Below are 24,624 nucleotides of genomic sequence, written 5' to 3' on the forward strand. Positions count from 1 at the left end.
GCCGGGAAAAGGTCGAGACGAACGAGCCGCCGACCAGGTATTTCTCTGCGACCGTCGGGCATAGTGACGCGCATGGGGGAGCAGGGGGAGAGGCCGCGGCAGGGGGAACCGGGACGACGTCCCGCGCCCGTCCCACGGGACGGGTCACCGCGGCGGGAACTGGCGCACTGGCTGCGACGCAGTCTCGCGGAGCACGGCGAGCCGACGCTCGAGGCGATGCTCCGGGGTCTGCCCGACGAGGTCCGGCTGAGCCGGTCGGCCCTCGCGAAGGCCCTCCGGGGGGACACGTTCGCGTACCTGCCCCTCGTACGGGCGGTGCTGCGGACCGCGGGGGCCGACGAGGACGAGGTCGCGGCCTGGACCACCTACTGGCACGAGCTCGACGGGCTCGAGCAGCGCCGCCGACGCAACGAGACGGTGACGGCCGATCCGCCGCCGTGGGCCGCGTCGCCGTCGCCGGTGACGCCGTCGCCGTCGCCCTCGGCGGAGGTCGGCCCGGAGCCCCCGCCCCCGGCGTCGGAGCCGTCCCGACGGCGGGTCCCGGTCGCCCTCGTCGCCGGCGGGGCGCTCGTGGCCGGTGTGGTCCTGGCTCTGCTGTCCGTGGCCCTCTGGTCCGGTCCGATCGGGCCCTCGGAGTCGGCGAGCGCGACCGTCCTCGCGCCGGTCACCACCACCGTGCCCAAGACGTTCCGGCTCGTGGGCTCGTCGCGGGACATCACCGACGGCCGACTCCTCTGGGCCGCCACGTTCGACCCGGGGACCGGCCGCTTCTTCCCGCAGGACAAGCCCTGCCTGGTGCGGACCGACGGCACCTTCGACTGCGGCCAGTACTACCTCGGTCGGCAGTTCGACCCGGACACCGACCGCTACCGCATCGACCTGTTCGTGGCCGACTCCGACGCGAGCAACGCCCTCCTGCAGTACCAGATCGACAAGGGGGGCCCGGACGGTCCGAACCCCGGCATCCCGACCCTGCCCGCCGGGACGACGGTGGTCGGCGACCGGTGGTACACCCGGTCCTAGCCGGGGCGTCGGAACCGGGCCGTCGCGCCGAGGGCCAGGGCCGCCAGGCCGCTGACACCGGCCGTCAGGAAGAGGTAGGAACCGAGCCAGACGTGCTTGGAGAGCTCGTAGTAGCCGTCGCCGAGCACGGCGAGCGTGACGATCGCGAGCCCGAGCAGAGCGGTCGCGCCCGCGACGCGGACCAGCCCGACGACGAGCGGGTCGGCCCGGTGGACGCGGGGCAGCACCGTGACCGCGGCGGCGCCGAGGGCGACGACGACGAGCGCCAGCGGCAGCCACCCGAGCGGGATCGCGTCCAGCCACCGGACGAGGAGGCTGGTCTGCGGACCGGCCTCCGGGTAGACGGTCCGGCCCTCGAAGTGCTCCGGTGCGGTGCCGAAGGGTGCCGACGGCAGGTAGGTCAGCTGGGGCCGCAGGGTCGCGGTGAGGCCGCGGCCCACCATCGTCGCCACGGCACCCGGGTGCTCGAGCAGCAGCGTCCGGGCCTCGGCGCGGGCGGCGTCGGGGCGGTCGCCGACGGCGGTCGCCCAGCCCGGGATGCCGATCCCGCCCGCCCAGTAGTAACCCTCGCCGGAGTGCGCGGCCGCACCGGGCGGCAGGCCCACGGCGGACGCGACGACGTCCGGCCCGATCTCCGGCATGGCGGCGGTGAAGATCAGGTTGTGGGCGTTGACCGTCGCGTAGGTGCGCTCCTGGCCCTCGACGGCGGCGCTCACCGGATACGCGGCGCCCGCCAGGAGCGCGACCGCGACGAGAGGTCCGGCGAGGCGCCACACCCGGCCCGCCCGTCCCCGGGCCGACCGGACCACGACGAGCGCAGCGCAACCGGCCGCGACCAGGCCGATCGGGACGAAGCCGGGCTTGGCGGTGGCGCCCACGAGTCCGCCGACCCCGACGAGCCCGAGGGCGACGAGGCGCTGCCGGCGGTGGTCGGGGCGCGTGCCGGCGACGACGAGGAGGCCGACGAGCACCGCGACGGTCGCGACGAGAGCGGTCGGCTCGGCGTAGAGCGACACGAGGAACCGCGTCCACCAGGAGACGCCGAGGAGCCCGACCAGCGGGACGACGACGAGTGCGACCCGCCACGGCCGCACGGTGGCGAGCGTCGCTGCACCGATCCCGACCACGGCCGCGGCGAGGCCCGCGAACAGCCACGCGTAGGTGGTCAGCGAGAAGGTGCCCGGGCCGCCGGGCACGACCAGTCGCAGCAGCAGTGACGCCGAGGAGGGCGCGGCCGTGCAGGGGGCGGCGCCGGTGGTGAAGGCGGTGACCACCACGCCGCGCCACAGCGCGACCCGCGACGGCGTGTCCGGGGTGAGGCCCGCGGTGCAGAACAGCCGGAACGCGTCGCCGTTGTCGCCGACGCCGATCAGCCCGCCGCCGAGGCCCGGCAGCGTGACGAGCCCGATCCGCAGGGCCAGCGCGAGGACGGTCGCGAACGCCGTCGAGCACCCGAGGGCGACCGGCACGACGACGGCGCGCGGGACTGTCGCCGCCGCGTCGCGCAGGTCGGACGCGGCGCTGCGCAGGCCGGTGCCCCGCCGCGCGCGGGCGGGCAGAGTGGTGAGGTCGATCCGCCGACCGTACGAAACGCTCTCAGCGATCACTCATCCGGGTCTCGTGGAATACGGCGTGTCGGCTGGACGGTGTCCCGGAGGACCCGTTTGAGGAGCTTGCCCGACTGGTTGCGGGGCAGCTCCTCGATCACGTGGACCGACTTCGGCACCTTGAACCTCGCGAGCCGGCCCTTCGCGTGCTCGACGAGGGCGGCGGACTCGAAGCCGTCCGCGTGCTCGGGGCGCAGCACGACGAACGCCGTGACCGCCTCGATCCACTTCTCGTCGGGCGTGCCGATCACGGCGACCTCGGCGACCGCCTCGTGGGTGTAGAGCGCGTCCTCGACCTCGCGGGAGGCGACGAGGATGCCGCCGGTGTTGATCACGTCCTTGATGCGGTCGACGACGGTGATGAAGCCCTCCTCGTCGATGCGCACGAGGTCGCCGGAGTGGAACCAGCCCTCGCGGAACGCCGCGGCGGTCTCCTCGGGCTTGTCCCAGTAGCCCTCGCAGAGCTGGGGCGAGCGGTAGACGACCTCACCCGCCTCGCCGGGCGCGACGTCGTCCCCGTTCTCGTCGATGACGCGCAGCTCGACGAACAGGACCGGGCGGCCGCAGGACTCGGGGCGCTCGTCGTGCTCCTCGGGCTGCAGGACGGTGGCCAGCGGACCGATCTCCGACTGGCCGAAGCAGTTGTAGACGCCGAGCTCGGGCAGCCGCTCGCGCAGCCGGGCGAGGATCGGTCCGGGCATGATCGATGCGCCGTAGTGGGCCTTGCGCAGGCTCGACAGGTCGCGGGTCGCGAAGTCGGGGTGGTTGACCGCGGGCACCCACACCGTCGGCGCGAGGAACAGCGAGCCGATCCGGTCGGCCTCGACGCGGCGCAGGATCTCGGGGACGTCGGGCGCCTCCATCATCCGCACGGTCGCCCCGACCGCGAGGTAGGGCAGCGTGAAGACGTGCATGCCCGCCGAGTGGTAGATCGGCATGGCGACCAGCGGGTCGTCGTCCTGCTCGAAGCCCAGGGCGTGCAGGCACGAGACGTAGTGGTGGACGAGCCCGCGGTGGGTCATCATCGCGCCCTTGGGCTTCGACGTGGTCCCACTGGTGTAGAGCAACTGGACCAGGTCGCCGTCCTCGACCGTCACGTCGAGCTCCGGCACCTCGCCCGTCCGCGCGGCCTCGAGCAGGCTCCCCGGGGCGTCGCGCAGCGGCACGACCTGGTCGGGGCGGTGGTCGAGCGCCTCGACGTGCCCGGCGAGCGCCGGGTCGACGGCGAGGACCTTCGAGCCGGACTGGTCGACGAGGTACGCGAGCTCCTCGCCGGTGAGCGCGTAGTTGATCGGGACGTGGACCGCACCCATCCGGGCCGCACCGAGGAAGCTCAGGACGTAGGCGTCGGAGTTCCGCCCGTAGGTGGCCACCCGGTCGCCCTGGGCCACGCCGAGCCCGCGCAGCCAGCCGGCGGTGCGACTCGTCGCCTCGTCGAGCTCGCGGTAGGTCCAGGAGCGGTCGCCGAAGACCAGCGCCGTGCGGTCGGGCGTGCGGCGGGCGCTGCGGCGCAGGACGCCGTCCACGGTGTTGGCGCGGGTGTCCACGTCGTCCTCTCCGGAGCAGTGCGTGTGCGCGGTCACTCTCGCTTCTTGATCGGCGCGCGTCCAGCCGCCGGGCGGGCGCGACCTGGCTGCGCGAGGGTCACGTGAGGCATCCCTGGAGGCCGGTCGACCTGCCTGGCGTGATTCTCGTGGGGGTCGTGCTGGGGCGGGCGCGACCTGGCTGCGCGAGGGTCACGTGAGGCAGCCCCGGAGGCCGGTCGACCTGCCAGGCGTGATTCTCGCGGGGGTCGTGCTGGGGCGGGCGCTGCCTGGCTGCGCGAGGGTCACGTGAGGCAGCCCCGGAGGCCGGTCGACCTGCCTGGCGTGATTCTCGTCCGGGGCGGCACGCCGGGCTTGTTGGCAACCGTTATCATCACGGCATGGCAGTCCCGAAGCGCCGGATGTCCCGCGCGAACACGCACGCCCGCCGCTCCCAGTGGAAGGCGTCGGCGCCCGACCTCGTGCCCATCACGGTGAACGGCCGGGAGATCCGGGTGCCGCGGCCGTTGGTGCGGGCCTACCAGCGCGGGATCCTGCGCCCGGAGGACTGACTCCGGGCCCGGGTGGCGCCACCATGTCCCGATGCAGCCACCTGCCCCGACGCGCTGGGTGTCGACCTACCGCGCGGTTCCCGACTTCCTGCCTCTCGCCCGCGAGCACGGCCCGGCCCACGCCGCGCGGCTGCGGGACTTCCGGGCGCGCGGTCTCGTCCTCATGGCCGGGCCGATGACCGACCCGTTCGACGGCGACGCGATGGCCGTCTTCGTGAGCCGGGAGGCGGCCGAGGAGTTCATCGCGGGCGACCCGTTCGTCACGAGCGGTGCCGTGGCGGAGTGGTCGGTGCGCGGGTGGGCGGAGGCGCTCGGCACCTCGCCGGGGGAGTGAGCGGCAGCGACCCCCGGCTCAGCGCCCGCGGCGTCGATCCCGGCCGAACAGGCCACCGGACGCCACCAGGAGCCCGAGCACGACCAGGACGATCCCGATGATCAGCCACAGCCGCTGCCCGGTCATGAAGCTGCCGCCGACCAGGCCGATGCCCTGCAGGGTGAACAACAGGCCGAGCAGGGCGGCGACGACCCCGACGACGCGGAGCGGGGTCCGGGCACTCTTCATACGTCGACGATAGAGACTCCGTCAGTTCGTCGTCGCCACGGTGAGCGGCAGTACGGCCGGAGCGCCCGCGCGGCGCAGCAGCATCGCGGCGACGGTGAGCGTCCACCCCGAGTCCGACACGTCGTCGACGAGCAGCACCGGTCCGGACGACGGGTCCAACCCGCTCGGGACCGACAGCCGTCGGTACACCTCGGCGAGCCGCTGGGCGGAGTTCGGCGGCTCCGGCTCGCTGTCGTCCTCCGGGTCGGAGTAGAGCGGCGGGGCGTCGTCGGCGAGTGCGCCGAGCAGGGGGAGCCGGCCGATCGACGCGAGGCGCTGGGCGAAGCTCTCGACGAGGGCGGGCCGGGTCCGGCTCGGCAGCCACACGATCCCGGTGGGCCGCTCCGACCAGCCCCACCCCTTGAGGACCTCGACCGCCGCGTCGACGACGGCGTCGGGCGTCAGGTCGTCGGCGCGCATCAGGGGGCGCAGCCGGGGACCCCACCCGACGTCGGTGAGCCGGCCGATCGCCCGGCCCTCCTCGGCGGCCTCCTCGGGCTTGATCTTGCCCTTGAGCGGCACGTCGAGGGCGTCCATGCCGCTCGGCCACTGCTTGCGCGGCGCGAGCGGGACCCCCGGCCGGTCGAGCACCTCCTGGGCCTGCACGCGGACGTCCTCGCCGACCGACGGGTCGTAGTGCCTCCCGGTGCAGTTGTCGCACCGCCCGCACGGCGCGGCGCCGGGATCGTCGAGCTGGCGGCGGAGGAACTCCATCCGGCAGCCCTCGGTGGTGATGTAGTCGAGCATCGCCTGCTGCTCGGCGCGCCGGGCCTTCGCCAGGCCGAGGTAGCGCTTGCCGTCGTACTCCCAGGGCTGCCCGGTCGCCTCCCAGCCGCCCTTGACCCGCTTCACCGCACCGTCGGTGTCGAGGACCTTGAGCATCATCTCGAGGCGCCCGCGCGACAGCTCCACGCGCGGCTCGAGTGCGGCCGTGGACAACGGGCGACCGGCGTCGGCGAGCACGGACAGGGCCACCCGCACCTGCGGCTCGCCGGGGAAGGCCAGCGAGGCGAAGTAGGCCCAGATGTCGCGGTCCTCCGGGCCGGGCAGCAGGAGCACCTCGGCGCGCTCCACGCCACGGCCCGCACGGCCGATCTGCTGGTAGTAGGCCACCGGCGACTGCGGGGCACCGAGGTGCACGACGAAGCCGAGGTCGGGCTTGTCGAAGCCCATGCCGAGCGCGCTCGTGGCGACCAGGGCCTTCACGCGGTTGGCCAGCAGGTCGTCCTCGGCGCGCCCGCGGTCGGCCGGGTCGGTCTTGCCGGTGTACGCGGTGACGGCGTGGCCCCGCTCCCGCAGGAACGCCGCCAGCTCGTCGGCGGCGCTCACGGTGAGCGTATAGACGATCCCCGACCCCGGCAGCTCGTCGAGGTGCTGGGCGAGCCAGGCGAACCGGTCGGCGCCCCTCGCCAGGGACAGCACGTTGAGGTGCAGCGACTCCCGGTCCAGCTCACCCCGGACGACCAGCGCGCCGTCGCCGTCCCCGGAGACGCCCAGCTGGTCGGCCACGTCGGTGGTCACGCGGTCGTTCGCCGTCGCCGTGGTGGCGAGGACCGGGACGCCGTCGGGCAGCTCGGAGATCAGGGTGCGGAGCCGGCGGTAGTCGGGCCGGAAGTCGTGCCCCCAGTCGGAGATGCAGTGCGCCTCGTCGACCACCAGCAGCCCGGCGGTGCGCGACAGCTCGGGGAGCACCTGGTCGCGGAACTCCGGGTTGTTCAGCCGCTCCGGGCTCACCAGCAGCACGTCGACCTGCCCGGCCCGGACCTCGTCGTAGACGGCGTGCCAGTCGTCGGTGTTCGCCGAGTTCACGGTCACCGCGCGGATGCCGGCGCGCTCGGCCGCCTCGATCTGGTTGCGCATCAGCGCGAGCAGCGGGCTGACGATGACCGTCGGGCCCTTGCCCCGGGCCCGCAGCAGCGCGGTCGCGACGAAGTAGACCGCCGACTTGCCCCACCCCGTGCGCTGCACCACCAGGGCGCGCCGCCCGTGCGCGACGAGCGCCTCGATGGCCCGCCACTGGTCCTCGCGCAGCCGTGCCTCGGGCCCGGCGAGGCGCTGCAGCGTGGTCTCGGCGTCGTCCCGGAGATCGGTGGCCAGACCGGAGGGCGAGGTGGTCATGGCTCCACGAAAGCACAGGGGTCCGACACCGTGGGGCGGGGTCGTCGGGAAGCCTTGACATCAGCCGGAATCCAGGATGCGATATATCGCATGCCGGTCCCGACGTCCGACGCCGCCGCCCCGCGCACCTCGCTGCGCGAGCAGGTGTTCGCCCGCCTGCGGGCGGCGATCGTCGACGGGACGCTGGAGCCGGGGGAGCGGCTGCACGACGCCGAGCTCTGCCGCTGGCTCGGCGTCAGCCGCACCCCCGTACGGGAGGCGATCGCGCGGCTCGAGCTCGCGGGGCTCGTCGTCGTGAAGCCGGGGAGCTCGACCGTCGTGAGCCCGCTGGACCAGCGCGCCGCGCGGGACGCGGCCGAGGTCGCCGCGGCGATGCACGAGCTGGCCACCCGCAGCGCCGCCCCGCACCTCACCGAGCAGCACCTGCAGGCCATGACGGCGGCGAACGGCCGGTTCGAGCGGGCTCTCGCCCGGGCCGACGTCGACGCCGCCGTCACGGCCGACGACGCCTTCCACCGCATCCCCGTCGAGGTCGCGGTCAATCAGGCGCTCGGCGACACCCTCGAGCAGGTCACGCCCCTGCTCCGACGCATGGAGCGCACGCGCTTCGCGTCCCTGACCGGGCGGGCCTCGGTCGCCCAGCACACCCGCATCGTCGAGCTCGTGGCGGCCGGCGACGCCGACGCGGCGGGCCGCGAGGCCCGCGCCAACTGGCTCACCCTGACCTGGGAGAACTGATGTCCCTCGACGACTTCGACCGCTACCCGCTGCTGTTCGGGCCCAGTCCGGTCCACCGGCTCGACCGGCTCACCGCCCACCTCGGGGGCGCCGCGGTCTGGGCGAAGCGCGAGGACGTCAACTCCGGGCTCGCGTACGGCGGCAACAAGACGCGCAAGCTGGAGTACATCGTCCCGGACGTCCTGGCCAGCGGCGCCGACACGCTCGTCTCGATCGGCGGCGTGCAGTCCAACCACACCCGCCAGGTCGCCGCGGTGGCGGCGAAGCTCGGCCTGAAGGCGCGCCTGGTGCAGGAGCGCTGGGTGGACTGGCCGGACAGCGTCAACGACAAGGTCGGGAACATCCTGCTCTCCCGCATCCTCGGCGCCGACGTGCGGCTCGACCCCGCGGGCTTCGACATCGGCCTGCGCGACTCCTACGAGCGCGCGCTGCAGGAGGTCCGCGACGCCGGTGGCGTGCCGTACGGCATCCCGGCCGGGGCCTCCGAGCACCCGCTCGGCGGGCTGGGCTTCGCGCAGTGGGCCCGCGAGGTGGAGGCCCAGGAGGCCGCCCTCGGCGTCTTCTTCGACACGATCGTCGTCTGCACCGTCACCGGCTCCACCCACGCCGGGATGATCGCCGGCTTCGCGGACTCCGACCGGCCCCGCCGCGTGATCGGGATCGACGCCTCCGCGACCCTCGAGAAGACCCGTGACCAGGTCGACCGCATCGCCCGGCACACCGCGAAGCTGATCGGCCTGGAGCGCGACCTGCGCGACGACGAGGTCACGGTGCTCGAGGGCTGGGCGGGCGATCGCTACGGCGTCCCGGTCGCCTCCACCCGCGCGGCCATCGAGCTGACCGCCCGCCTGGAGGGCGTGATCCTCGACCCGGTCTACGAGGGCAAGTCGATGGCCGGGCTGGTCGACCTGGTGGTGAGCGGGGAGATCGAGCGCGGCTCGACGGTGCTCTACGCCCACCTCGGCGGCCAGCCGGCCCTCAACGCCTACTCCGGGGCCTTCGCCTGATCACGCCTGATCACGCCTGATCAGACCGTCTCGAGTGCCTCGCCGGCCTGCCGGACCGCGGGGTCGGAGCGGTCGGCCGCGAGCACGTGCCCGGCGCCGAGGACCAGGGCGACCGGCCACTCGAGGAGGCCCAGCACGCTCAGCGCGGCGACACCACCGACGAAGACCAGCTGCGGACGGGACAGCCGGAGGGAGCCGACCCACGGGAGGGTGACGGTGGTGGTCGGTGGGGTGCTCATCGCCCGGGGTGACCGGTGGCCACCCCGGCCCACACCTCCGTCCCGGACGACGGGTGTGGCCTGCGACCCGTGACCAGCGGGGGACAACTCGTCGATCTCCGGGCAGGATGCGGTTCGTGGGCAGCGACGCGACCGGCCGGACGACTCTCTTCGACTCCGTCGACGACGTCCTCGCGCGCCTCGGCGAGGTCGGCTACCTCGCGTCCACCGCGGTGGCGACCACCGTGTTCCTGGCCGACCGGCTCGGCAAGCCGCTGCTGGTCGAGGGGCCGGCCGGGGTCGGGAAGACCGAGCTCGCCCGGGCGGTGGCCGAGGCGACCGACGCCGGGCTCGTGCGGCTGCAGTGCTACGAGGGCATCGACGAGGCCCGCGCGCTCTACGAGTGGAACCACGCCAAGCAGCTGCTGCGCATCCAGGCCAGCCAGGGGCAGGACTGGGACGCCACCCGCGACGACGTGTTCTCCGAGGAGTTCCTGCTCACCCGCCCGCTGCTCACCGCGATCCGTCGCGACGAGCCGACGGTGCTGCTGGTCGACGAGACCGACAAGGCCGACGTCGAGGTCGAGGGCCTGCTGCTCGAGGTGCTCGGCGACTTCCAGGTCACCGTGCCCGAGCTCGGCACCATCACCGCGACGCAGAAGCCGTTCACGCTGCTCACCTCGAACGCCACCCGCGAGCTCTCCGAGGCGCTCAAGCGGCGCTGCCTGTTCCTCCACCTGGACTTTCCCGACGCCGAGCTCGAGCGCCGGATCGTCGCCTCCCGCGTCCCCCAGCTCCCGGAGGCACTCGCCGAGGAGCTGGTGCGGATCATCGGGGTGCTGCGGGGGCTCGACCTGCGGAAGGCGCCGTCGGTGTCGGAGACGATCGACTGGGCGCGCACCCTCGTCGCGCTGGGGCTCGACACCCTCGACGACGACGCGGTCCGCCAGAGCCTCGGCGTCGTCCTCAAGCACCGCGCGGACCTGGTCAAGGCCTCCTCGGAACTGCGGTTGAACTGATGGTCGCGACACCCGAGCGGGGACTGCCGGCCCACCTCGTCGACTTCGTGCAGGCGCTGCGCCGCCACCACGTCGACGTGGGGCCGGGTGAGACCGTCGACGCCGCCGCGGTGATGGCGGAGATCGACCTGCTGCGCCGCGAGCAGCTCCGGGAGGGGCTGGCCGCCGCCGTGCTGCGCCGCAGCGGACAGCGACAGACGTTCGACGCCCTGTTCGAGCTGTGGTGGCCGCTGGGACAGGGCGCCGCGCTCGGGGAGGTCGCGCTGCCCTACGCCGAGGACGGCTCGGTCGACGTCGACGCCCTGCGTGACCTGCTCGCCCAGCTCCTGGTCGACGGCGACACCGAGGCACTCTCCGAGCTCGCCCGTGCGGTCGTCGACGGTCTGGGGACGCTCGGGGCGGGTCGGGGTCCGGGGTCGGGCGGCAGCGGCGGCCAGGGGCGGGACGGGTCCCAGGGTCCGCCGTCGGGGTTCTCCTCCTACCAGGCGCTGAACAGCGTGAAGCCCGAGACGCTCCTCGCGCGGGTGCTCGCGGAGCTGCGCACCCGTCGGCAGGCCGAGGCGGCCGACAGCCCGTTCGCCGAGGAGGTCGCCCGCCGCGAGACCCGCGCACGGATCGCCGAGTTCCGCCGGATGGTGCAGGGCGAGACCACGCGGCGGGGCAGCGAGATCCGGGGCCGGGAGGCCGCCGCGCGCACCGGGGTGCGCCGCCAGGCCGAGCAGACCGACTTCCTCTCCGCCGGCGCCGACACCCTCGCCGACCTGCGACGACGGGTCGCTCCGCTCGGCCGCCACCTCGCCACCCGACTCGCGGCCCGCCGCCGTCGGGCCCACCGTGGACCGATCGACATGCGCCGCACCCTGCGCCGCTCGATGTCGACCGGGGGCGTGCCCGTGAACCTCGTGCACCGGCGCCCGCGGCCCGGCCGCCCCGAGCTGGTCCTGCTCTGCGACGTGTCCGGGTCGGTCGCCGGGTTCAGCCACTTCACGATGATGCTGGTCCAGGCGCTGCGCGAGCAGTTCTCCCGGATCCGGATCTTCTGCTTCGTCGACGGGTGCGTCGAGGTCACCGACCTGTTCACGCCGGGTGCCGATCTCGCCGGGATCCTCACCGACGTGCACTCCCGTCGCGGGCTCGTGGCGTGGAGCGGGCACTCCGACTACGGCCGGGCCTTCGAGCGGTTCGCCGACCGCTGGCCCGACGCCGTCACCGACCGCAGCTCGCTGCTGGTCCTCGGCGACGCCCGCACCAACCACCAGGACCCGGCGCTCGGGGTCCTCTCCGCCGTCGTCGCGAAGGCCCGGCACGCGCACTGGTTGAATCCCGAACCGCAACGGCAGTGGGGGACCGGCGACTCGGCGGCGATCGAGTACGGCCGGGTCATGCCGATGCACGAGTGCCGCACGGCGGCCCAGCTCGCCGGCGTGGTCGGCGGGCTGCTCCCGGTCTGAGCTGGAACGGAGATGGCGATGCGCGTCGGCGTCATGGGCGGCACGTTCGACCCGATCCACCACGGACACCTGGTCGCGGCCAGCGAGGCCGCCCTGCGCTTCGACCTCGACGAGGTCGTGTTCGTGCCCACCGGGCAGCCGTGGCAGAAGGAGAAGAAGGACGTCACCGCGGCCGAGGACCGGTACCTCATGACGGTGGTGGCGACGGCGTCGAACCCGCGCTTCACGGTCAGCCGCGTCGACGTCGACCGCGACGGCCCGACCTACACCGTCGACACCCTGCGCGACCTCGCCGCGGTGTTCCCCGACGACGAGCTCTTCTTCATCACCGGCGCCGACGCGCTCGAGCAGATCCTGTCCTGGCACCGCGCCGACGAGATGTTCGAGATCGCGCACTTCGTCGGCGTCACGCGGCCCGGGTTCGAGCTCGTCTCCGACCACCTGCCGAAGGGCGCGGTGTCGCTCATCGAGGTGCCGGCGATGGCGATCTCGTCGACCGACTGTCGCGCGCGCGTCGGGAAGGGCGAGCCGGTCTGGTACCTCGTGCCCGACGGCGTGGTGCAGTACATCGCGAAGCGCGGGCTCTACCGGAACGGTCGCTCGCCGTCGCGCCTGGAGCACCTGGGGTAGCACCCCTCCTTCGTGGCAGGAAAGCGTCGTTGCTGTCATCCAGTGGCAGGGACGCCGCATCGTCACAATGTCGTCCGTGGACCAGCCGGAGCTCCTCCTGCCCGACGCCGAGGCCTGGCGCGCCTGGCTGGGTGTGAACCACACCGACCCGGTGGGCGTGTGGCTGGTGCTCGCGAAGAAGGCGGCGTTCACGGCGCCGGACCCGCCGACGACGTTGGTCTACGCCGAGGCGCTCGACGAGGCCCTGTGCTTCGGCTGGATCGACGGGCAGGTCCGTCGTCGCGACGAGCTCTCGCTGTTCCAGCGGTTCACGCCGCGGCGGGCGCGGTCCCCGTGGTCGGCCCGGAACGTCGGGCACGTCGACCGGCTCGTCGCGGCGGGCCGCATGCACGACGCCGGGCTCGCCGAGGTCGAGCGGGCGAAGGCGGACGGCCGGTGGGACGCGGCCTACGCCGGGCCCGCCACCGCGACCGTCCCCGACGACCTGGCGGCCGCCATCGCGGCCTCACCCGCCGCGGCGGCCACGTTCGCCACCCTGACCAGCCAGAACCGCTACGCGCTCATCCACCGGCTCGGGCAGCTGAAGACCGCCCGCACCCGCGACCGGCGGATCGCCGAGTACGTCGCCATGCTCGAGCGCGGCGAGACGATCTATCCACAGGGTGGCCGGAGGCCCCGTGAGCAGTGATCCGTGCTGGAGCACGGAGAAGTGCTCACCAGGCCGGAGGCCACCTACCCGAAGGCCAGCACCGACGCGGTGAAACCGTGCAGGTGGTTCCTCGACGCGACCGGCCCGATCTCGCCGTCGGCGAAGAACCCGGCGACGCGGGGCGCGAGGCCCCGCCGGATCGCCCGCACGTCGTGCGACGTGTCGTCCCCGAACATCACGCGACCGCGGCCGGTGCAGGAGAACAGCAGCGCGCCGCCGGCGGGGGCGTCCTCGGAGGTGAGCGCCATGAGGGCGTCGAGGTCCTCGCCGGCGGTCGACGCGTCGCGGACGTGGAAGCGCACCGTGCGCCCGACCTCCACGATGTCCCCGACGGTGACCGTCCCGGCCTCCTCGTCGGCCCCGACCACGCCGCGGACCAGGAAGTCGCCACGCCCGTGCTCGTCGGCGTACTCGTCCATCGCGATCCCGAGGTGCAGGCCGCGCATCGCGAGGGCGGAGTCCTCCTCGCCGAGGTCGCGGAGGATCTCCTCGAGCTTGCGGTAGGCCGGCTGGCCCGCGAGCGACGTGAGCTGCGAACCCGACGAGCCGGTGACGGTCATCGCCGGGCCGATCGGCCGGCAGCCCTGGCTGACCAGGGTGCGCACGGACACGTCGCCCCCGAGGAGCACCCCGACGGCGCCGCGCTCGTGCACCTCGCCGTCGAGGAAGAGCCGGGCGCCGCCTGGGCCGGGTCGCGCCGGGCCGAGGGCCGAGCTGCCCACCGGCGCCGTGGCGAGGCCGCCGACGATCGGCAGACCCGGCAGCGCCTCGTCCGACCGTTCGACGAAGCCCTGCGCGGGGAACGTGAAGGGGTCGGCCAGCAGCACGGCCACGGCGTCGTCCGCGGCGGGCACCGGCATGCCGCCGACCGAGATGCCGCCCTCGTGGCGGGCGGCCTGCAGGTGGAAGGGGGTGACCCGCACGCCGGGGAGGGTGGCCGCCCACACCGCCACCGCCGGGGCGTCCTCGACGCCCCGGCCGTCCCCGATCACCCCCGACGCCCGGCACCCGAGCGTGGTGGTGGCCCCCGCGATCTGCATCGCCTGCCGCCCGACGGCGGCCGCCACGTCCGGGTCGGGGTGCGAGACGAACACCGACATCAGGTCGGGCCGGCGGCCCTGCAGGGGAGCGGTGGCAGCGGCCACGGCGGTCTCGGCGGCGGCCTCGAGGTCGGGCCCCTGGGCGAGCCCGTCCCCGAACGCCGAGGTCTGCGTGGTCGCGGCGTCGTGCATGACCGGAGTATGAACGCCACCACCGACGGTGAAACCAGGGCAGCGGTAAGCTCACCGCGATGGCCGCCACCGATCACGCGCGCCGCCTGGCCGAGGTCGCGGCCCTGGCCGCCGCCGACAAGCTCGCCCAGGACGTCGTCGCGATCGACGTCTCCGAGCGCCTCCCGCTCACCGACTGCTTCGTGATCGCCTCGGCGCCCAACGAGCGCCAGGTGCAGGCCGTCGTCGACAACGTCGAGGAGAAGCTGCGCGGCGAGGACGTCAAGCCCGTCCGCCGCGAGGGCACGCAGGAGGCCCGGTGGGTGCTCCTGGACTTCGGCGACGTCGTCGTCCACGTGCTGCACTCCGACGAGCGCGACTTCTACGGCCTCGAGCGGCTGTGGAAGGACTGCCCGCACATCGACCTGCCGGCCGAGGTCTCGCTGCCGCGCAGCGCGGAGTGAGCTGAGTTGGTCGACCGCATCGTCCTGCTCCGGCACGGACGGACCGCGTGGAACGCCGAGCGCCGCATGCAGGGCCGGCTCGACCCGCCGCTCGACGGGACCGGGGCGGCGCAGGCGGAGGCGACCGCACCCGGCGTCCGGGACCTCGGACCCGTCGTCGTGCTCGCCTCCGACCAGGCCCGGGCGTGGCAGACGGCGGCGGCGGCCACCGAGGGTCTCGACGTCGAGCCGCGCAAGGAGCCGCGGCTGCGCGAGACCGACGTCGGGCAGTGGCAGGGGCTCGTCGACCACGAGGTCGAGGCGGGCTGGCCCGGCGGGCTCGACGCCTGGCGGGGTGACGCGCACTTCCACCCGCCCGGGGGCGAGTCGCGCCACGACGCCTACCTGCGCGCACTGCCGGTGGTGCACGAGCTGCTCGACGCCGACCTCGACGGGACCGCGCTGCTCGTCGCCCACGGCGGCGTCATCCTGGCGCTGACCTGCGGATTCCTGGGCCTGCCCGCCGAGCACTGGGGCTCGCTCGCCCCCCTGGGCAACTGCCGGGCCGCGGTGCTGGAGTACCGGATCGACCGCTGGCGCCTCGCCCGGTGGGGCGCCGAGGCGTGAGCCTGCTGGTGCTGGGCGACTCGCTCAGCTTCCACGGGCCCCGCACCGCGCACCCGGTCGACGAGCCGCGGCTGTGGCCGCAGGTGGCCGGGGCGTGCCTGGGGGTCCGGACCGACCTGCACGCGGGTCTCGGCTGGACCGCCCGTCATGCGTGGACCGCCACGCGCACCGACCCGAGGGTGTGGGCGTCGGTGCGGACCGCCGACGCCGTGGTGCTCGGCGTCGGCGGCATGGACTCCCTCCCGTCGCCGCTGCCCACGGCCGTGCGGGAGCTGATCCCGGTGCTGCGCCCGCCGTCGCTGGCCGCGCGGGCCCGGCGGTTCTACCGGGACCGGCACGCGCGCCTGGTCCGGCTGTCGCGGGGGCGCCCGACGGCGCTGCCGCCCGCCGAGACGGTGCGGTGCCTGGAGCGCATCCGGGTGGCGGTGACGACGCTGCGTCCGCATGCCCCCGTCGTACTGCTGCTGCCCTCGGTGCACCGCGCGGCCCTCTACGGCGGGGTGCATCCCGGGCGGTCGGCGCACGTCGCCGCCATGCGGGCGTGGGCGGCGTCGTCGGGCGTGCGGACGCTGGAGGTGGCCCCGCTCGTCGTCGAGCACGTGCTGCGCGGGCACGGCAACCCCGACGGGATCCACTGGGGCTGGCCGGCCCATCGCGTGGTCGGGGAGGCGGTGGCCGAGCTCGTCCGGACGGAGCAGCGAGTTGTCCCCACCGGTACCGCGGACCCCGGTTGTCCACAGGACGAGGCGCTGACCTGGGAGGACGCCTCCCGGCGGTCCTAGCGTCGGGCGGGTGACCCAGGAACCCCGGCTCCGGCTGCAGGCCGCCCTTCCCGACGACAGGTCGGTGCGGCAGGGCTGGCCCACGGCCCCGCCGGGGACGCCGGGGGCCGGCCTTGCCTACGACGAGGGGCTGCCGGCGGCCGAGCCGGTGCACGCGAGTGCCTGGGACCCGCCGGCACGGGGGACGGCGCGGTGGCTCCCGGCGTCGTGGGCGGCTGCGCGGTGGGACCCGGGGCGGTGGGGGGCGGTCGCGCTGGCGGCGGTCGTCGTCGTGGCCGCGGTCGTCGCGGGGATCGGCGTCTGGGGCGGGCGGCCGGTGGCGGAGCCGGTGCCGCCGCTGCCGGTGGTCGCGGGGGCGCCGTCGTCGTCCGCGGTGGTTCCGCCGGCCGGCGGACGGGTGGTGGTGCACGTGGCGGGGAAGGTCCGGCGGCCGGGACTGGTGACGGTGGCCGAGGGCGCCCGGGTCGGTGAGGCGGTGGAGGCGGCCGGAGGGCCGCTGCCCCGCGTCGACCTCACGTCGTTGAACCTGGCCGCGCGGGTGGTGGACGGGCAGCAGATCGTGGTCGGCGCGCCGGCTGCTGCTCCGGTGGCCGCTCCGGCTGCTGGTCCTGCTGCTGCGCCGGCCGGGGACGGGAAGCTCGACCTGAACGCGGCGACCCTGGAACAGCTCGACGGGCTGCCCGGGGTCGGTCCGGTGACGGCGAAGAAGATCCTCGACTGGCGGACCCAGAACGGCCGGTTCGCCGCCGTGGAGCAGCTCCGCGAGATCCCGGGGATCGGCGAGGCCCGGTTCGGCACGTTGCGCGAGCTGGTGCGGGTGTGAGCGCGCCCGAGGAGCGACCCCGCCTCGACCTGCGGCTCGTTCCCGCCGCCCTCGGCTCCTGGGGGGCGGCGCTCACGGCGCTGGGCCTCGGGTGGGGGCCGGGCGTGGTGGTCGTGCTGGTGGCGCTGGGGGCGGTGGCCGTCGCGACGCGGCGTCGGGCCCGTCGCTGGGCGGCCGGGCTCCTGGCGGCGGGTGCGTGCGCGGCGGCGGTGGGCGGGGTCGCGTCCGCCGCGGCGTGGCAGGTCGCCGACCACCCGGTGCACGCCGCGGCGGCGACGGGGTCGGCGGCGACGCTCGAGGTGGTCCTCACCGACGATCCCGCGCCACTGCGATCGTCCGGGCTCGGCGGGCCCCGGGTGGTGGTGCGCGCCGACCTCGTCGCGGCGCAGACCGGCGGCGGACGCTGGGCGGGCCAGGGACAGGTGGTCCTGCTCGCGCCCGCGGCGGGCTGGGTCGGGCTGCTCCCGGGGCAGCGGGCCACCGCGAGCGGGTCGCTGGCGGCGTCGTCCCGCGGGGACCTGACCGTGGCGGTGCTGCGCACCCGAGGCCCACCGCGCGACGTCGGCCCGGCGCCGGCCGTGCAGGTGGCGGCCGGGGACCTGCGGGCCGGGCTGCGCGACGCCGCCCGCGCGGTGCTCCCCGAGGACCCGGCCGGGCTGCTGCCCGGTCTCGTCGTCGGGGACACCTCCGGCGTCGGGCCCGACCTCGCCGACGACTTCCGGACGGCGGGTCTGACCCACCTCACGGCCGTCAGCGGCTCGAACGTGGCCTACGTGCTGGGTGCGGTGCTCCTCCTGGTGCGGCTCGTGCGGCTCGGTCCGCGGACGGCGGCGGCACTCGCCGTGGTCGCGCTGGTCGGGTTCGTGGTGCTGGCGCGACCGTCGCCGAGCGTGCTGCGGGCAGGGGCGATGGGCGCGGTGGTCCTGCTGGCGCTGGCCCTCGGGCGACAGCGGTCGGTGCTGCCGGCGCTCGCCGCGACCGTGGTCGCGCTGCTCCTGGTCGACCCGGCGTTGGCCACCGACGCGGGGTTCGCCCTCTCGGTGCTCGCGACCGGAGCGCTGGTGCTGCTCGCGCCGCCGCTGGTCGCCGCCCTGCGTGCGCGGCGGGTGCCGGCCGGGGTGGCCGAGGCCCTGGCGGTCCCGGTGGCCGCGCACGTCGTGACCGCGCCGGTCGTCGCCGGGCTCTCCGGCGAGGTGAGCGTCGTCGCGGTGCTCGCGAACCTGCTGGTGGCACCGGTGGTCGCGCCCGCGACCGTGCTGGGCGTGGTGGCTGCGCTGTGCGCGCCGTGGTGGACGTGGGGCGCCCACGCCGCGGTGTGGGCGGCCGGGCCGGAGGTGTCGTGGCTGGTGTGGGTCGCGCGGCGGTGCGCGGGCGTCGACGGGGCGACCGTGAGCTGGCCGGGCGGGGTGCCCGGGGGTCTGGTCCTCGCCGGTCTGGTGGTGCTCGGCGCGGTCGCCCTGCGGTGGCGGCGGGTACGGCTCGTGGCGCTGGCCGCGGCGATCGGGCTCCTCCTGGTGTTCGTCCCGACGCGCGTGGTGCCGGTGGGCTGGCCCCCGACGGGCTGGGCGATGGTGGCCTGCGACGTCGGGCAGGGGGACGCACTCGTGCTCGCGACCGGGGAGCCGGGGCGGGCGGTCCTGGTCGACGCGGGGCCCGACGCGGGGCCGGTCGACCGCTGCCTCGCCCGGCTGGGGGTGCGGTCGCTCGCCCTGGTCGTGCTCTCGCACCTGCACGTCGACCACGTCGGCGGGCTGGCGGGTGCGCTGCGGGGCCGGTCGACGGGTGCGGTGGCGGTGGGTCCGGTGCGGGAGCCGGTCACGGCCCTGGCGCAGGTGACCGGGCGCGCGCGAGCGGCGGGAGCACCCGTCGTCGGGATGGAGAGGGGGATGGTGCTGCGGTGGCCCGGGCTCGTGCTGGAGGTGCTGGGGCCCGTGCATCCGAGCGCGCACGTCGACGGAGACGACGGGTCCCAGGTCAACGACACGTCGCTGGTCCTGCGGGCGACCACGCCGCTCGGGCGGGTCCTGCTGCCCGGCGACGCGGAGCGCTCCTCGCAGGACGCGCTGCTGGCCGCGGGCGTGGACCTGCGCGCCGAGGTGCTGAAGGTGCCGCACCACGGCTCGCGGTCCTCGCTGCCGCCGTTCCTCGTGGCTCCGGGCGCGCGGTTGGCCCTGGTGAGCGTCGGGCGCGGCAACTCCTACGGCCACCCGAACCCGTCGATCATGGGCCTGCTCGCCGGGACCGGCGCGTTGGTGCGCCGGACCGACGAGAGCGGGGACCTCGCGCTGGTGCCGGGACCGCGGGGTCCGGCGGTGGTCGCCCGGGGCGACCCGCTGCCGGACCCGCGCCGTCGCTAGAGGCCCAGGGCCTCGCGGACCGCCTTCGACGTCGCCGGGACCGTGGCCTTCGGGCCGACCTGGTGCTCGATGGCGTCGAGGGTCTTGAGCCCGTCGCCGGTGATGAGCAGGACCGTGTCGGCGTCGGGGTCGAGCTGCCCGGTCTCGACGAGCTTCTTCGCGTTGGCCACGGTCACGCCGCCGGCGGTCTCGGCGAAGACGCCCTCGGTGCGGGCGAGCAGGCGGATGCCGTCGCGGACCTCGTCGTCGGTCACGTCGGTGACGGCGCCGCCGGTGCGCCGGACGGTGTCGAGCACGTAGGGGCCGTCGGCCGGGTTCCCGATCGCCAGCGAGCGGGCGATCGTGTCGGGCCGCTGCGGCCGGACGACGTCGGTGCCCTCGCGGAAGGCGGTCGACACGGGGGAGCAGCCCGCGGCCTGGGCACCGAAGATCTTCCAGTCGGCCGCGTCGACGAGCCCGAGCGAGACCAGCTCGCCGTACGCCTTGTCGATCTTCGTGAGCTGGGAGCCGGAGGCCACCGGGATCACGGTCTGCGCGGGGATGCGCCACCCGAGCTGCTCGGAGATCTCGTAGCCCAGGCTCTTCGAGCCCTCGGCGTAGTACGGGCGGACGTTGACGTTGACGAACGCCCAGTCCTCCTGCTCGAACGCGAGCTCGGTGGCCAGGCGGTTCACGTCGTCGTAGTTGCCCTCGACGGCGAGCAGGTTGGTGTCGTACACGGCGGTCATGAGGACCTTGGCCCGCTCCAGCGAGGAGGGGATGAGCACGACCGAGTCCCACCCGGCGCGGGCGGCCGCGGCGGCGGTGGCGTTGGCCAGGTTCCCGGTGGACGGGCAGGCCAGGACGGTGAAGCCGAGCTCGCGGGCGGCGGCGAGGGCCACGGCGACGACGCGGTCCTTGAAGGAGTGCGTCGGGTTGCCGGTGTCGTCCTTCACCCAGAGGTTCCGGATGCCGAGCTCGGCGCCGAGCCGGTCGGCGCGGATGAGCCGGGTGAAGCCCGGGTCCATGTTCGGGTGGTCCTCGACCGTGGTCGGCACCGGGAGGAGCTTCTTGTAGCGCCAGATCGACTTCGGGCCGCGCTCGATCTCCTCCCGGGTGATCGCCGGGAAGTCGTACGCGATCTCCAGGGGCCCGAAACACTGCGGGCACGCGAACTCCGGGGCGAGCGGGGTGCGGTGGCCGCAGGCGCGACACGAGAGGGCGGCGGCCGGGCCGAGGTCGTAGCCGGTCGACGTCCGGCCGGGCGCAGTCAAGGTCATGGAAGAGTGTTCTCCTCATCTTCCCCGCTCCGTGGCGGGTCGGAATTGGCACCGGTCTTGCGCGTTCAGATCCGCGCCGCCGGTTGCCGGGGTGTCGTCGGGCCGTTCCCTCTACCCCTCTGGATGAGCCGTATGCAGTTGTCGGCGTCCGCCGGGCCGGGGCCCGGGGTCGCGCTACGGGCACGTTACGGCACCCGGAGCACACGGGGCCACCGCCGCGAGCGTTGCCCACGCCACGCTGTCGGAGGTCGGTGCGAGGATGAGGACGTGCCACCGCGAGCCCGGAGCAAGCCCGTCGACGAACTGCTGCCGGTGCGGCTCGTCGTCGGCGACGAGGGCCTGCTCGTGGAGCGCGCCGTGTCCGCGGCGATCGTCGCGGCCCGCCGTCAGGACCCGGACGTCGAGGTCCGCACCCTGAAGGCCAACGAGATCACGGCGGGGGTGCTGGCCGAGCTGGTGAGCCCGTCGCTGTTCGCCGAGTCCCGGGTGGTGGTCCTCGAGGCGGCGCAGGACGCGAACGCCGAGGTCACCACCGTGCTCGTGGAGTACGCGAAGGCGCCGACCGACGGGGTCGCGCTGGTCGTCGTGCACCCCGGCGGCGCGAAGGGCAAGGCCCTGGTCGACGGGCTGAAGAAGGCCGGCGCGGGCGTGAGCGAGGCCGCGAAGTTCAAGCCCTGGGAGAACGACCGGCGGGCCGACTTCGTCCGCACCGAGATCCGGCAGGCGGGCGGCGGCATCACGGGGGAGGCCCTGAACCTGCTGATGGAGGCGGTCGGGGCCGACCTGCGCGAGCTCGCGGCGGCCGCCTCCCAGCTGGTGAGCGACTCCGGGGGACAGGTCGACGCGGACTCGGTGCGGCGCTTCCACCGCGGGCGGGCCGACGTGACGGGGTTCGCGGTGGCGGAGAAGGCGGTGTCGGGCGACCGGGCGGGCGCGCTCGAGGCGCTGCGCTACGCCCTCGACACCGGGGTGCCGCACGTGCTGGTGGCCGACGCCCTGGCCGACGCGGTGCGCACGATCGCGAGGGTGTCGGCGGCGGGGCGGGGCGACCCGGGGGCGCTCGCGAGCCGGCTGCGGATGCCGCCGTTCAAGGTGAAGAAGGCGATGGGCCAGGCCCGCGGCTGGGACGCCCCGGGCCTGACGCGCGCGATGGCGCTGGTCGCGGACGTGAACGCCGACGTCAAGGGCGTCGCGGCCGACGCCTCGTACGCCCTGGAGCGGGCGACCTCGGAGCTCGCGGAGCTGGCCGGGCAGTCGCGCCGGCGCTGATCGCCTCGACCGGCCGCGCGAGGGTCACGTGAGGCATGGCTCGGGGCCCACGGGCCTGCCTGGTGTGCATCTCGCGGCGGCGCGTCGCGACACTGCCGGCCGGTCGCCGCGCGAGGGCCACGGAGGGCAGGTCGGCGGGGCCCGGAAGCTGCCTGGTGTGCACCTCGAGCAACGGCAAGGCCCCAGGAACGACGAAACGGGCGCCCCCCGGGAGGGGACGCCCGTCGTCGGGACCTGGATTAGGCCGGGGTCTTGCCGGCCTTCGCGTCGACCGTGAACGAGGTCGCGCGGTGGGCCATGCGCGACTTCTTGTTCGCGGCCTGGTTCTTGTGGATGACGCCCTTGCTCACGGCCTTGTCGAGCAGGCGCGCGGCGTGACGGCGGCGCTCGTCGGCGGCGGTGGCGTCGCCGGACTCGACGGTCTCGCGGTAGCGACGGATGGCCGTCTTGATCTCGGACTTGACCGCCTTGTTGCGCTGGCGGGCTTCCTCGTTCTTCCGGTTACGCTTGACCTGCTGCTTGATGTTCGCCACGGGGCTTTCGAACCTCTTGATCGCTGGGGTGTCTTCGTGCGGGCGCGCAACAGGCGTCCAGCCCGCACGGCGCAGTGGGCTCCAGGTTACCAACGGCCCTCGCCGACGATGACCGTCGGGGTCTCGTGGGACGATGGAGCAGATACCGCACCAGCAGGAAGGCGTGACCTCGTTGACCGAGACCACCACCCAGCAGTCGACCAAGACCCCTGGCCGACCGGGCACCGTGGGCTACGCCGACGAGACGTTCACGCCCCCGGACCGGATCCGCAACTTCTGCATCATCGCGCACATCGACCACGGCAAGTCGACGCTGGCCGACCGGATGCTGCAGCTCACGGGCGTCCTGGGCGACCGGGCCTACCGCGCGCAGTACCTCGACCGGATGGACATCGAGCGCGAGCGCGGGATCACGATCAAGGCGCAGAACGTGCGGCTGCCCTGGTACGCCGCGGGCCCCGACGGCGAGATGCGCGACCACGTGCTGCACCTCATCGACACCCCCGGCCACGTCGACTTCACCTACGAGGTGAGCCGTTCGCTCGCCGCGTGCGAGGGCGCGATCCTGCTGGTCGACGCCGCGCAGGGCATCGAGGCGCAGACGCTCGCGAACCTCTACCTCGCGCTCGACCACGACCTGGAGATCATCCCGGTCCTCAACAAGATCGACCTGCCGGCGGCCGAGCCGGACCGGTACGCGGCGGAGATCGCGCACCTCATCGGCTGCGAGCCTGACGACGTACTGCGCATCAGCGCGAAGACCGGCGACGGTGTCGGCGCGGTGCTCGACGAGGCCGTGCGCCGCATCCCGGCCCCGGTCGGCGACGCCGACGCCCCGGCCCGCGCGATGATCTTCGACTCGGTCTACGACACCTACCGCGGCGTCGTCACCTACATCCGCGTGGTCGACGGGAAGATCACCCCGCGCGAGCGCATCCGCATGATGAGCACGAATGCGGTGCACGAGCTGCTCGAGGTCGGGATCATCTCGCCGGACCAGAAGCCCTGCCAGGGGCTCGGCGTCGGCGAGGTCGGTTACCTGATGACCGGTGTGAAGGACGTCCGGCAGTCCCGCGTCGGCGACACGGTCACCTGGGAGCGCCGCGGCGCCGCCGAGCCGCTCGGGGGGTACGCCGACCCGCAGCCGATGGTCTTCTCCGGGCTGTATCCGATCGACGGCAGCGACTACCCGCTGCTGCGCGACGCGCTGGACCGGCTGCGCCTCAACGACGCCGCGCTCTCCTACGAGCCCGAGACGTCGGCCGCGCTGGGCTTCGGCTTCCGCTGCGGCTTCCTCGGGCTGCTGCACCTGGAGATCACGCGCGACCGGCTCGAGCGCGAGTACGGCCTCGACCTCATCTCCACCGCGCCGAACACCGTCTACCGCCTCGAGCTCGACGACGGCAGCGAGGCCGAGGTGACCAACCCGGCCGACTGGCCCGACGGCAAGGTCCGCACGATCTACGAGCCGATCACGAAGGTCTCGGTGCTGGCCCCGAGCGAGTTCGTCGGTCCGATCATGGAGCTCTGCCAGTCGCGGCGCGGGCAGCTCGAGGGCATGGACTACCTGTCCGACAGCCGCGTCGAACTGCGCTACACGATGCCGCTGGCCGAGATCATCTTCGACTTCTTCGACATCCTGAAGTCGCGCACCCGGGGCTACGCGTCGCTCAACTACGAGCCGGCGGGCGAGCAGGCGGCCGACCTGGTGAAGGTCGACATCCTGCTCCAGGGCGAGGCCGTCGACGCCTTCTCCGCGATCGTGCACAAGGACGCGGCGTACGCGTACGGCAACTCGATGGCCTCGAAGCTGCGCGAGCTCATCCCGCGCCAGCAGTTCGAGGTGCCGATCCAGGCCGCCATCGGCGCCAAGATCATCGCCCGCGAGACGATCCGCGCGATCCGCAAGGACGTGCTCTCCAAGTGCTACGGCGGCGACATCACGCGCAAGCGCAAGCTGCTGGAGAAGCAGAAGGAGGGCAAGAAGCGGATGAAGACGATCGGCCGGGTCGACGTCCCGCAGGAGGCCTTCGTCGCCGCGCTCTCCACCGACCAGAACGCCGTCGACAAGGCCAAGTCCGGCAAGAAGTGAGCCAACCCTCCC

At 74.4% G+C, this 24,624-nt stretch carries 24 protein-coding genes and 1 riboswitch; of the genes, 16 read left to right on the forward strand and 8 right to left on the reverse strand.

The genetic code is table 11. The features are described 5' to 3' along the window. Nucleotides 1-72 precede the first annotated feature (72 nt). Nucleotides 73-1,023 carry a hypothetical protein gene (locus QSK00_RS24500; protein WP_285595072.1) on the forward strand — a complete coding sequence of 317 codons (951 nt, stop codon included), beginning with the start codon at nucleotides 73-75 and terminating at the stop codon, nucleotides 1,021-1,023. Here QSK00_RS24500 and wsfD read toward each other — a convergent pair. Both wsfD and QSK00_RS24510 read right to left on the reverse strand, forming a co-directional pair. Further along, a complete protein-coding gene (wsfD, locus tag QSK00_RS24505; RefSeq protein WP_285595074.1) occupies nucleotides 1,020-2,630 on the reverse strand; it encodes a glycan biosynthesis hexose transferase WsfD in 1,611 nt (536 codons plus the stop codon). The two genes, QSK00_RS24500 and wsfD, sit on opposite strands and share 4 nt — an antisense overlap. Beyond that, a complete protein-coding gene (locus QSK00_RS24510) occupies nucleotides 2,627-4,177 on the reverse strand; it encodes a fatty acyl-CoA synthetase (protein WP_285595202.1) in 1,551 nt (516 codons plus the stop codon). The genes wsfD and QSK00_RS24510 overlap by 4 nt, the downstream gene beginning before the upstream one ends. A gap of 377 nt (nucleotides 4,178-4,554) precedes the next feature. Here QSK00_RS24510 and rpmF point away from each other — a divergent pair, with 377 nt between their 5' ends. Both rpmF and QSK00_RS24520 read left to right on the forward strand, forming a co-directional pair. Then, complete coding sequence (gene rpmF / locus QSK00_RS24515; RefSeq protein ID WP_285595076.1) at nucleotides 4,555-4,725, forward strand: 50S ribosomal protein L32; 171 nt, start codon at nucleotides 4,555-4,557, stop codon at nucleotides 4,723-4,725. Nucleotides 4,726-4,756: 31 nt separating this feature from the next. Beyond that, nucleotides 4,757-5,059: a YciI family protein gene (locus QSK00_RS24520; protein WP_285595078.1), complete on the forward strand. Its 303-nt coding sequence runs from the start codon at nucleotides 4,757-4,759 to the stop codon at nucleotides 5,057-5,059. A gap of 18 nt (nucleotides 5,060-5,077) precedes the next feature. On the opposite strand, the gene QSK00_RS24525 is transcribed toward QSK00_RS24520, so the two are convergent. Together QSK00_RS24525 and QSK00_RS24530 are read right to left on the reverse strand one after the other, a co-directional pair. Then, the gene (locus QSK00_RS24525) at nucleotides 5,078-5,287 is read right to left on the reverse strand and encodes a hypothetical protein (protein ID WP_285595080.1); all 210 of its coding nucleotides are present in this window, start codon (nucleotides 5,285-5,287) and stop codon (nucleotides 5,078-5,080) included. Between the two features lie 21 nt (nucleotides 5,288-5,308). Next, entirely contained in the window at nucleotides 5,309-7,444 is a 2,136-nt protein-coding gene (locus QSK00_RS24530; RefSeq protein ID WP_285595082.1) for a RecQ family ATP-dependent DNA helicase, read from the reverse strand. Nucleotides 7,445-7,534: 90 nt separating this feature from the next. Between QSK00_RS24530 and QSK00_RS24535 the strand changes: the two genes are divergently transcribed. Continuing rightward, complete coding sequence (locus QSK00_RS24535; protein ID WP_285595084.1) at nucleotides 7,535-8,182, forward strand: GntR family transcriptional regulator; 648 nt, start codon at nucleotides 7,535-7,537, stop codon at nucleotides 8,180-8,182. After that, entirely contained in the window at nucleotides 8,182-9,189 is a 1,008-nt protein-coding gene (locus QSK00_RS24540) for a 1-aminocyclopropane-1-carboxylate deaminase (protein WP_285595086.1), read from the forward strand. The genes QSK00_RS24535 and QSK00_RS24540 overlap by 1 nt, the downstream gene beginning before the upstream one ends. A gap of 20 nt (nucleotides 9,190-9,209) precedes the next feature. On the opposite strand, the gene QSK00_RS24545 is transcribed toward QSK00_RS24540, so the two are convergent. After that, on the reverse strand, nucleotides 9,210-9,428 hold the full coding sequence (locus QSK00_RS24545; protein ID WP_285595088.1) for a hypothetical protein: 219 nt from the start codon (nucleotides 9,426-9,428) through the stop codon (nucleotides 9,210-9,212). 107 nt (nucleotides 9,429-9,535) lie between these two features. On the opposite strand from QSK00_RS24545, the gene QSK00_RS24550 reads away from it, so the two are divergent. The 4 genes from QSK00_RS24550 (at nucleotide 9,536) to QSK00_RS24565 (ending at nucleotide 13,195) form a co-directional block, all read left to right on the forward strand. Beyond that, complete coding sequence (locus QSK00_RS24550; protein WP_285595090.1) at nucleotides 9,536-10,426, forward strand: AAA family ATPase; 891 nt, start codon at nucleotides 9,536-9,538, stop codon at nucleotides 10,424-10,426. Beyond that, nucleotides 10,426-11,877: a VWA domain-containing protein gene (locus tag QSK00_RS24555; RefSeq protein WP_285595092.1), complete on the forward strand. Its 1,452-nt coding sequence runs from the start codon at nucleotides 10,426-10,428 to the stop codon at nucleotides 11,875-11,877. Before QSK00_RS24550 ends, QSK00_RS24555 begins: the two co-directional genes overlap by 1 nt. A 12-nt stretch (nucleotides 11,878-11,889) precedes the next feature. After that, a complete protein-coding gene (nadD, locus tag QSK00_RS24560) occupies nucleotides 11,890-12,507 on the forward strand; it encodes a nicotinate-nucleotide adenylyltransferase (protein WP_285595094.1) in 618 nt (205 codons plus the stop codon). 67 nt (nucleotides 12,508-12,574) lie between these two features. Next, a complete protein-coding gene (locus QSK00_RS24565; protein ID WP_285595096.1) occupies nucleotides 12,575-13,195 on the forward strand; it encodes a YdeI/OmpD-associated family protein in 621 nt (206 codons plus the stop codon). A 44-nt stretch (nucleotides 13,196-13,239) separates the two neighbouring features. Here the strand turns inward: QSK00_RS24565 and QSK00_RS24570 are convergent, their stop codons facing one another. Continuing rightward, nucleotides 13,240-14,448: an FIST signal transduction protein gene (locus QSK00_RS24570; protein WP_285595098.1), complete on the reverse strand. Its 1,209-nt coding sequence runs from the start codon at nucleotides 14,446-14,448 to the stop codon at nucleotides 13,240-13,242. Nucleotides 14,449-14,507: 59 nt separating this feature from the next. On the opposite strand from QSK00_RS24570, the gene rsfS reads away from it, so the two are divergent. The 5 genes from rsfS to QSK00_RS24595 are packed head-to-tail and all read left to right on the forward strand — an operon-like array spanning nucleotide 14,508 to nucleotide 19,459. Next, nucleotides 14,508-14,891: a ribosome silencing factor gene (gene rsfS / locus QSK00_RS24575; protein WP_230750922.1), complete on the forward strand. Its 384-nt coding sequence runs from the start codon at nucleotides 14,508-14,510 to the stop codon at nucleotides 14,889-14,891. A 6-nt stretch (nucleotides 14,892-14,897) separates the two neighbouring features. Beyond that, nucleotides 14,898-15,497, forward strand: coding sequence for a histidine phosphatase family protein (locus QSK00_RS24580; protein WP_285595105.1), 600 nt, complete (start codon nucleotides 14,898-14,900; stop codon nucleotides 15,495-15,497). Beyond that, the gene (gene octT, locus QSK00_RS24585; RefSeq protein WP_285595106.1) at nucleotides 15,494-16,279 is read left to right on the forward strand and encodes a diglucosylglycerate octanoyltransferase; all 786 of its coding nucleotides are present in this window, start codon (nucleotides 15,494-15,496) and stop codon (nucleotides 16,277-16,279) included. The genes QSK00_RS24580 and octT overlap by 4 nt, the downstream gene beginning before the upstream one ends. Nucleotides 16,280-16,289: 10 nt before the next feature. Then, nucleotides 16,290-17,102: a ComEA family DNA-binding protein gene (locus tag QSK00_RS24590; RefSeq protein ID WP_285595108.1), complete on the forward strand. Its 813-nt coding sequence runs from the start codon at nucleotides 16,290-16,292 to the stop codon at nucleotides 17,100-17,102. Continuing rightward, nucleotides 17,099-19,459 carry a ComEC/Rec2 family competence protein gene (locus QSK00_RS24595; protein WP_285595110.1) on the forward strand — a complete coding sequence of 787 codons (2,361 nt, stop codon included), beginning with the start codon at nucleotides 17,099-17,101 and terminating at the stop codon, nucleotides 19,457-19,459. Before QSK00_RS24590 ends, QSK00_RS24595 begins: the two co-directional genes overlap by 4 nt. Here QSK00_RS24595 and thrC read toward each other — a convergent pair. Further along, entirely contained in the window at nucleotides 19,456-20,718 is a 1,263-nt protein-coding gene (gene thrC / locus QSK00_RS24600) for a threonine synthase (RefSeq protein WP_285595112.1), read from the reverse strand. The two genes, QSK00_RS24595 and thrC, sit on opposite strands and share 4 nt — an antisense overlap. Nucleotides 20,719-20,730: 12 nt before the next feature. Continuing rightward, nucleotides 20,731-20,848: riboswitch (SAM riboswitch) on the reverse strand. Nucleotides 20,849-20,985: 137 nt separating this feature from the next. Between thrC and holA the strand changes: the two genes are divergently transcribed. After that, nucleotides 20,986-21,987 carry a DNA polymerase III subunit delta gene (gene holA / locus QSK00_RS24605; protein WP_285595114.1) on the forward strand — a complete coding sequence of 334 codons (1,002 nt, stop codon included), beginning with the start codon at nucleotides 20,986-20,988 and terminating at the stop codon, nucleotides 21,985-21,987. A gap of 239 nt (nucleotides 21,988-22,226) precedes the next feature. Here the strand turns inward: holA and rpsT are convergent, their stop codons facing one another. Beyond that, nucleotides 22,227-22,520 carry a 30S ribosomal protein S20 gene (rpsT, locus tag QSK00_RS24610; RefSeq protein ID WP_285595116.1) on the reverse strand — a complete coding sequence of 98 codons (294 nt, stop codon included), beginning with the start codon at nucleotides 22,518-22,520 and terminating at the stop codon, nucleotides 22,227-22,229. A gap of 133 nt (nucleotides 22,521-22,653) precedes the next feature. On the opposite strand from rpsT, the gene lepA reads away from it, so the two are divergent. Continuing rightward, nucleotides 22,654-24,612, forward strand: a complete 1,959-nt coding sequence (gene lepA, locus QSK00_RS24615) for a translation elongation factor 4 (protein WP_285595117.1) — start codon at nucleotides 22,654-22,656, stop codon at nucleotides 24,610-24,612. Nucleotides 24,613-24,624 lie beyond the last annotated feature (12 nt).

The sequence above is a fragment of the Actinomycetospora sp. NBRC 106378 genome (assembly GCF_030269685.1).
Taxonomy (GTDB): Bacteria; Actinomycetota; Actinomycetes; order Mycobacteriales; family Pseudonocardiaceae; genus Actinomycetospora.